Raw genomic sequence first — 6,465 nt, forward strand, 5'->3', positions numbered from 1 at the left:
GGTAATTGTTTTTATTGTTTTTTGGATTCTTATTGTTTTTGGGTTTTTGGGGTTATGGGTTTTATCTAAATTTAGCAAAAAACTTGAAAAATTTTACAGCGCTACCGTTTACTACAAAAGCAACAAAAAAGCGCTTTTAAAGGCGCTTTTTTATTCGCTTTTTGTTCAAACGGGTTCTGTTTTTTCCCATTTCTTTACCGCGCTTTCTTTAGGTATTAAATTGCCACTTGTGTTTGCGTTTTTTGCTTTTCCTGTTATAGGGTTTATAAGTTTTTTGCCTATTTCTATTAGCGGGTTGGGGGTGCAAGATAATATATATGTTTTTGTTTTGGGAAAAGTGGGGATTTCGGCCTCGTTAGCTGGTAGCGCTTCGGTTTTGTATCATATTTTAAGAATGTTTAACAGTTTAATTGGCTGGGCGTTGTTGTCTTTTGATAAAAAGTTTAAAGATAGTTTAAGTTTGGATTTTAAAAATTGATTAAAGGAGACTCCTTTGAAAAGGAGTCTCCTTTGTTAGGATTTTGTTTTGGAGTCTTTTTGGGCTCTGACTCCTATGAACTAAAGGATTATCCTTTGTTAAAATTGAGGCGATTATTAAAATGAAGAAAATAGATAAAAATACAATCCTTATATCCCTTTTGTTCTTGGCAACCCGTTTGCCTATTTTGGGAAAAGATATAATAAATGTTGACGCCCCCGCTTGGAATTATCGCGCTACCCAATTTTACGCTTACTTAAAGAATTTTAATTTTGCAGAGACTTATCGTATTTATCACCCTGGAGTTACCTTGATGTGGATTTCCGGTTTTGGAATAGAAGTTTATAACCAAGTTTATAAATTATTTAACGGAATTAGAGCGCCGTATTATGAATATAATTTGTTTCCGCTCCTTCACTTTAGCCAAAAATTCCCTTTAGTTTTAGTTGATTTGGGGCTTTTGCTTTTATGCTACAAACTTTTAAAAAATCTGATTGAAAAAGAGGCATCTTTTTTTGTTATAACCCTTTTTATATTGGAACCGTTTGTGGTTGCTAATACGCGCGTTTTGCATTTAGACGGACTGATGCTTTTATTTATGTTGTCCTCTATCCTGTTTATTTTAAATTACTTAATGAATAAAAAACCGCTGTATTTTTTGGTATTATCCAGCGTTTTTGCCTCTTTTGCAATTCTTACAAAAGTCTCCGCTGTTTTTGTGGTTTTGTTTAATATCCTTTTGCTTTTTGTATTTAGGTTTCTGTCCGAAAAAAGCATAAAAGAATTTATCAAAAAGTTTTTTTCCGATGTGGGTGTTTTTGTTTTGGGAATTTCCGCCACAACATTAATAGTTTTTCCAGCTATGTGGGTTTCTCCGATAGAAACTGTTAGAAAAATTATAGTAGATGGTGTTATTGGCACGGGGCAAGGTGGGCAACCCCAAACTTTTCTAGGCAAAAAGGGAAACAATCCCGGAATGTTATTTTATATTCATACCTTGGCTTTTAGGTTAAGTCCCCTAACTTTAATAGGCATCCCCATTTCTTTTTTAATACTATTTAAAAAGTTGGCAAAAGCCCCTTTAAAGTTTGTTAAAGATAACAAAATCCTTTTAGTGTTTGTTCTTTTTGGAATTTTGTATTTTATTCAAATGGCGCTGTCTTCAAAAAAAATAGACCGTTACATTCTGCCTAGCCTTATGTCTGTATGCTTTTTTGTGGCGCTTGGTTTATACGGTCTTTTCAAAAAGCGGATAAGAATGGTAGTTGGAGTATTGACAATCCAATTGGTTTTATTGTCCTTACCTATTTTTCCAGATTATTTTAATTACGCTAATCCATTGTTGGGTGGATTAGCATCTTCCCTAAAAGTTTTTGGGTCTATGGACTGGGGAGCAGGGTATTATAAAGTTGCGGATTTCTTAAATACCTATCCCCGCACAACCGAAAACTCATATCTTGCTGCTTTTAATGACGAATCCATCAAACCGTATTTTAGAGGCAGGGTGGAGCAGATTGACGGAGCGGATTTTTCTAAAATGCAGTATATAATTTTGCCTCCTTCAGACGACTATCGTATAGAGATAGACCAAATACCAAGCATTAAACTTATAAAAACTATTAAATATGGCGCGGTTAATTATTGGTACATTTATGAAAATGAAAGTTTTAGCCAATATTAAAAACATTTTAATACTATTGTCCGTTTCTTTGGTGTACCTTATTCCCAGGGTAGTGGGGCTGGGGTTTGATGTTATTAATATTGATTATCCGCTGTGGGATAATCGGGCAACCAACTTTTTTATTTATTTAAAGACCTTTAACTTTGTAGAAACTTACAGAACCAGTCATCCCGGTGTAACTTTAATGTGGCTTGGAGGAGGCGCTATAGAAGTTTTTTCCCGCGTGTACACGCAATTTTTCCACATTGCACCTGTTATTAACGAATATAGTATTTTCCCTTGGCGGAGCCTTTTTATAAAACTAACGCTTGTTTTTGCGATACTTTTTTTGTATTTGCTGGCAGTTTTTTTAATAACCAAAATTTTTAATAAAAAAGTAGCGTTGTTATTTTTTGTTTTAGTGTCCCTTGAACCTTGTATTATAGCCCACGACAGAATTTTCCATCTTGAAGGACTCTTAACGGCGTTAATTTTTGTATCGTGCCTTTTTTCCATATATTTCTGGAAAAATTTAGAATTTAGATATCTTTTATTTAGCGCAATTTTCTCCGCGCTTTCCTTTTTAACAAAAGTAACGGGGATTTTTTCGTTTTCATTTTTCTTTCTTACTTCTCTTATTATGTCCTCGCCAAGGGATAAGAAATTCTTTATCCGCGGGGCTATATTTTCGTTTTCATTTTTGTTATTTGTGGTGATATTTTTTCCCGCTATGTGGGTTAGTCCGATAGATACTCTTTCAAAGATGCTTTATGGCGCGTTGTCTATGTCCGAAACAGGGCATAGCCAATACTTTTTGGGTAGCTGGACAGATAATCCCGGAATTTTGTTTTACCCGATAGTCTTTTTGTTCAAATCCTCTCCCATTTTAATTATATGGCTTTTAGTTTTTGTTATCGTATCCTTGTGGAAGAGAGGGGTGTTAAAAAGGACGGATAAGTTTTTAAGTTTAAAATTAAAAGAGACAATCTTGCTTTTATTTTTTATTCTATTTTATTTAGCGGAAGTTTCTTTATTCTCAAAAAAAGTTCTGCGATATATTTTGCCTATTTACCCGCCTTTGCTTCTTCTTATGTCTTTGAGTCTTATCTCCGTTTATAAAAAACTCAAAAACCGAGCCAAAAAATACGCAATTGCGCTTTTTTCTTTAGGGATTTTTATATCTTTTGTCCTTTTATACAAAACATACCCCAACTTTTTGGCTTACACTAATCCCATTTTGGGGGGAATGAAAACGGCGGATTATTTTGTAGGGAACAAACATTTTGGGTTTGGTCTAAAAGCGGTTGCGGAATATATGAATAAAAAGCCGTATATTGAGGGGATTAAATTAATTTTTGACGGCGACGGAACTATTGGACCATTTTATTTAGGTATGGCAAGAAATGCCACTTATATATACCGGGACCATATTTCAACGGCGGATTATTTTCTTTTGCCTTACTACCTTTTGGATACGGATCCTATGTATTTAGAATACAAAAAAGACTTTGTTCTTGAAAAAGTTTTTAATGTAAACGGCTACCCTTATTGGTATTTGTTTAGAAATGTTAGAATTAACTAAAAGGAAAACTCAAAGTTCAAATGTCAAATGTCAAAAGTTACAAAGTAAGTTCGCTTCGCGAAGTCACATCTTAAATCTCAAATTTTAATTATAAGATTTAAGGTTTTGAGTTGTGGTTTTGAGATTTGAGATTTGAAATTTGACATTTTTGACTATGGAAATCAGACGGCATAAAATACTTATAATCATACTGCTAATTGGGCTAGTGCTCCGCTTTAGTGGTTTAGAATGGGGACACCCCTTTATTTTCCAGCCGGATGAGGATACGCTTGTCCGTGGCGCCACGGGCATAAGATTTGACCCCAACCCCCATCATTTTGATTGGCCCACTTTGCAGACATATCTCCTTTTTTTGATAATTTCTGTTTGGGCTAAATTTACGGATATCCTTTCTTTTATTAATATCAGACCATTTATAGAAAATATTTTTCCTATTTGGTTTGACAGACCTTTTGTGTTTTATTTGTTAGGGAGAATAATAAGCGCATTAGCTGGTAGTGGTAGCATTGTTTTAAGTTACCTAATATCAAAAAAGATTTTTAATAAGAAAACTGCTCTTTTGGCAGTTTTTCTTTTGGCAATTTCCCTGCAGAATATTGAGGATGCCCATTTTGCAACTTTAGATTCAACTATGACCTTTTGGATGCTTTTATCTTTCTATTTTTCGCAGAAAATTTACGAAAAAGGATTTTTGAGATATTATGTTTTGGCGGGGTTTGTTTCTGGTCTTGCGGCATCTACTAAATATAATGGGGCGTCCATATTTATAGCTCTTATTTCTTATCATATACTTTTTGCCATTAAGGAAAAGGGGACTTCTAAAAGTATCCTTTTGTCAAAAAAGCTGGCAATTTCTTTTCTGTCCGCCATATTTGGTTTTTTAATAGGCACCCCCTACGCTATTTTGGATTTTAGAACATTTATCCAAACCGATTCGCCTAAGGGGGCTTTATGGCAGTTTTCCAGGCAAACGGGTATCGGTTTTTTTAAAAGATATGCAAACCTTGCGCTGATTGAACAAACTTTTAGAAAATATTCTTTTCTTTCGCTTGGAGTTTATGCAAGTCTGCTTTCTTTATGGGGACTTTTCTCCTGCGCAATTTTTAGATATAAAAAGGGTTTGGCGGGTGTACTTTCATTTACATGTTTTTATCTTTGGTATGTGGGGCAGTTTCCTCAATTCCTGTCGCAATATTTTAATCCGTTGTATCCTTTTTTGGCAATGTTTGCGGCGTATGGCTTTTTTGAAATTTTTGAGTTGCTTTCGCCATGCCGCAGAAAAATTTTTGTAGGGATAACCGTTGTTTTTTTAAGCCTTTCCTTTTGGCACGCCTTAAAACTTGTTTTTGTTTTTTCCACTAAAGATACAAGGTTGCAAGCGAGGGAGTATATTTATGAAAACGTGCCTGCGGGGGTATGGCTTGCTTTTGCTGGAGCGGATAAAATAGAGATAGAGGAATACAATGCTAAAGACAATATGGGGTATAACCTTAAGAGTTTATCCTTTTTAATAGACGCCGTAGGTAGACACGAAAGCGAAAGAACGGTAATAAACGCTTTAAAAAATGATTATAACATAGAATATGTGGTAGTTGGAGATTATGGGTTAAAGGATGTGTTAGGGCACCCTTACGCGCCTGGTTATGAGGACTATTCTTCCGCGCAATGGGCGGTTCAGAATTTGGAAGAGGTGGCAAGATTCAAACCTCGTTTTTACAACGAGCCGTGGGTTATAGTTTATAAATTGTAGCGAAAGGCAACAAAAAGGGACTACCCCGAATCGGGGTAGTCCCTTTTTGGATAAAATATGTCAATTACGGTAGTTACGGCAGGAAAAGGATTTATAGATATAGATGCGCTATCCTGTGGTGTGGCGTATTCGGAATTACTTAATAAAGAAGGCAAGACTGCAATCGCCTTTTTGCCAGCTCCGTTTAATTACAGTATTACCACTTTAATTAGGAGTTGGAAATTGGATTTTAGCACTAGGAATAAGGATATAATAAATGGAAACAAGTTTGTTATAGTAGATGTTTCGGATCCAGATCAAATAGCCTCTTTTGTTAGGGAGGACGAAATTGTAGAGATATTTGACCACCATTTTGGTTTTGAAGATTATTGGAAGCGAAAACTAGGTAATAGTTCTCATATAGAGGCTGTTGGAGCTTGCGCAACTTTGATTTGGGAGGAATATGGGCGAAGAAATAAACGGACGGTAGTTAGTAAAGATAGCGCTAATTTACTTTATACGGCAATAATTTCAAACACCTTGAATTTCCGTTCTTCCGTTACAACCAGTAGGGACAAAAAAGCTTTTTCTGAACTTGAGAAGTATACCCGTTTACCAAATAAGTGGATTGAGATTTATTTCAGAGAGCGGGAGAAATACATATGGTCTAATCCTATTAAGGTGATAAGAGAAGATACAAAAATTACGCATTTTCCTAATTTAGGTTTCGAGTTGGCGATTGGACAAGTAGAACTTTGGGACAGCAAAAAGTTTTTATCGGGGGCTATTGACGAAATAAGAACAGCTCTAAAAATGTATAATAATCCTTACTGGTTTTTAACTTCTCCTAGTATCTGCGAAGGTAAAAATTACATCTATTCGGAGAGTAGTAAAGTGAAAGAATTATTGGAAAAAGTTATAGGCGCTAGGTTTAATGGATATTTTGGACAGACGGACAAGCTTTGGTTACGAAAAGAGATTTTGCGTTTGTTATTGCAGGAGAAAAAAAGGGACTA

Annotated in this window: 5 protein-coding genes; all 5 read left to right on the forward strand. The window is 35.2% G+C overall.

Annotated features, from left to right (window positions below; translation table 11 throughout):
- A partial coding sequence (locus KJ678_01105) for a flippase-like domain-containing protein (protein MBU1016746.1) occupies positions 1 to 478 on the forward strand: 478 nt, incomplete at its 5' end.
- Between the two features lie 121 nt (positions 479 to 599).
- Positions 600 to 2,159 (forward strand): glycosyltransferase family 39 protein, encoded by a 1,560-nt coding sequence (locus tag KJ678_01110; protein ID MBU1016747.1) that lies wholly within the window; start codon positions 600 to 602, stop codon positions 2,157 to 2,159.
- Positions 2,104 to 3,720: a glycosyltransferase family 39 protein gene (locus tag KJ678_01115; protein MBU1016748.1), complete on the forward strand. Its 1,617-nt coding sequence runs from the start codon at positions 2,104 to 2,106 to the stop codon at positions 3,718 to 3,720. Before KJ678_01110 ends, KJ678_01115 begins: the two co-directional genes overlap by 56 nt.
- Before the next feature lie 154 nt (positions 3,721 to 3,874).
- A complete protein-coding gene (locus KJ678_01120) occupies positions 3,875 to 5,470 on the forward strand; it encodes a glycosyltransferase family 39 protein (GenBank protein MBU1016749.1) in 1,596 nt (531 codons plus the stop codon).
- Positions 5,471 to 5,527: 57 nt separating this feature from the next.
- Positions 5,528 to 6,465, forward strand: a 938-nt coding sequence (locus KJ678_01125; protein ID MBU1016750.1) for a DHH family phosphoesterase, incomplete at its 3' end; no start/stop codon positions are given.

The organism is Patescibacteria group bacterium (assembly GCA_018817085.1).
GTDB lineage: Bacteria > Patescibacteriota > WWE3 > CG2-30-40-12 > CG2-30-40-12 > CG2-30-40-12.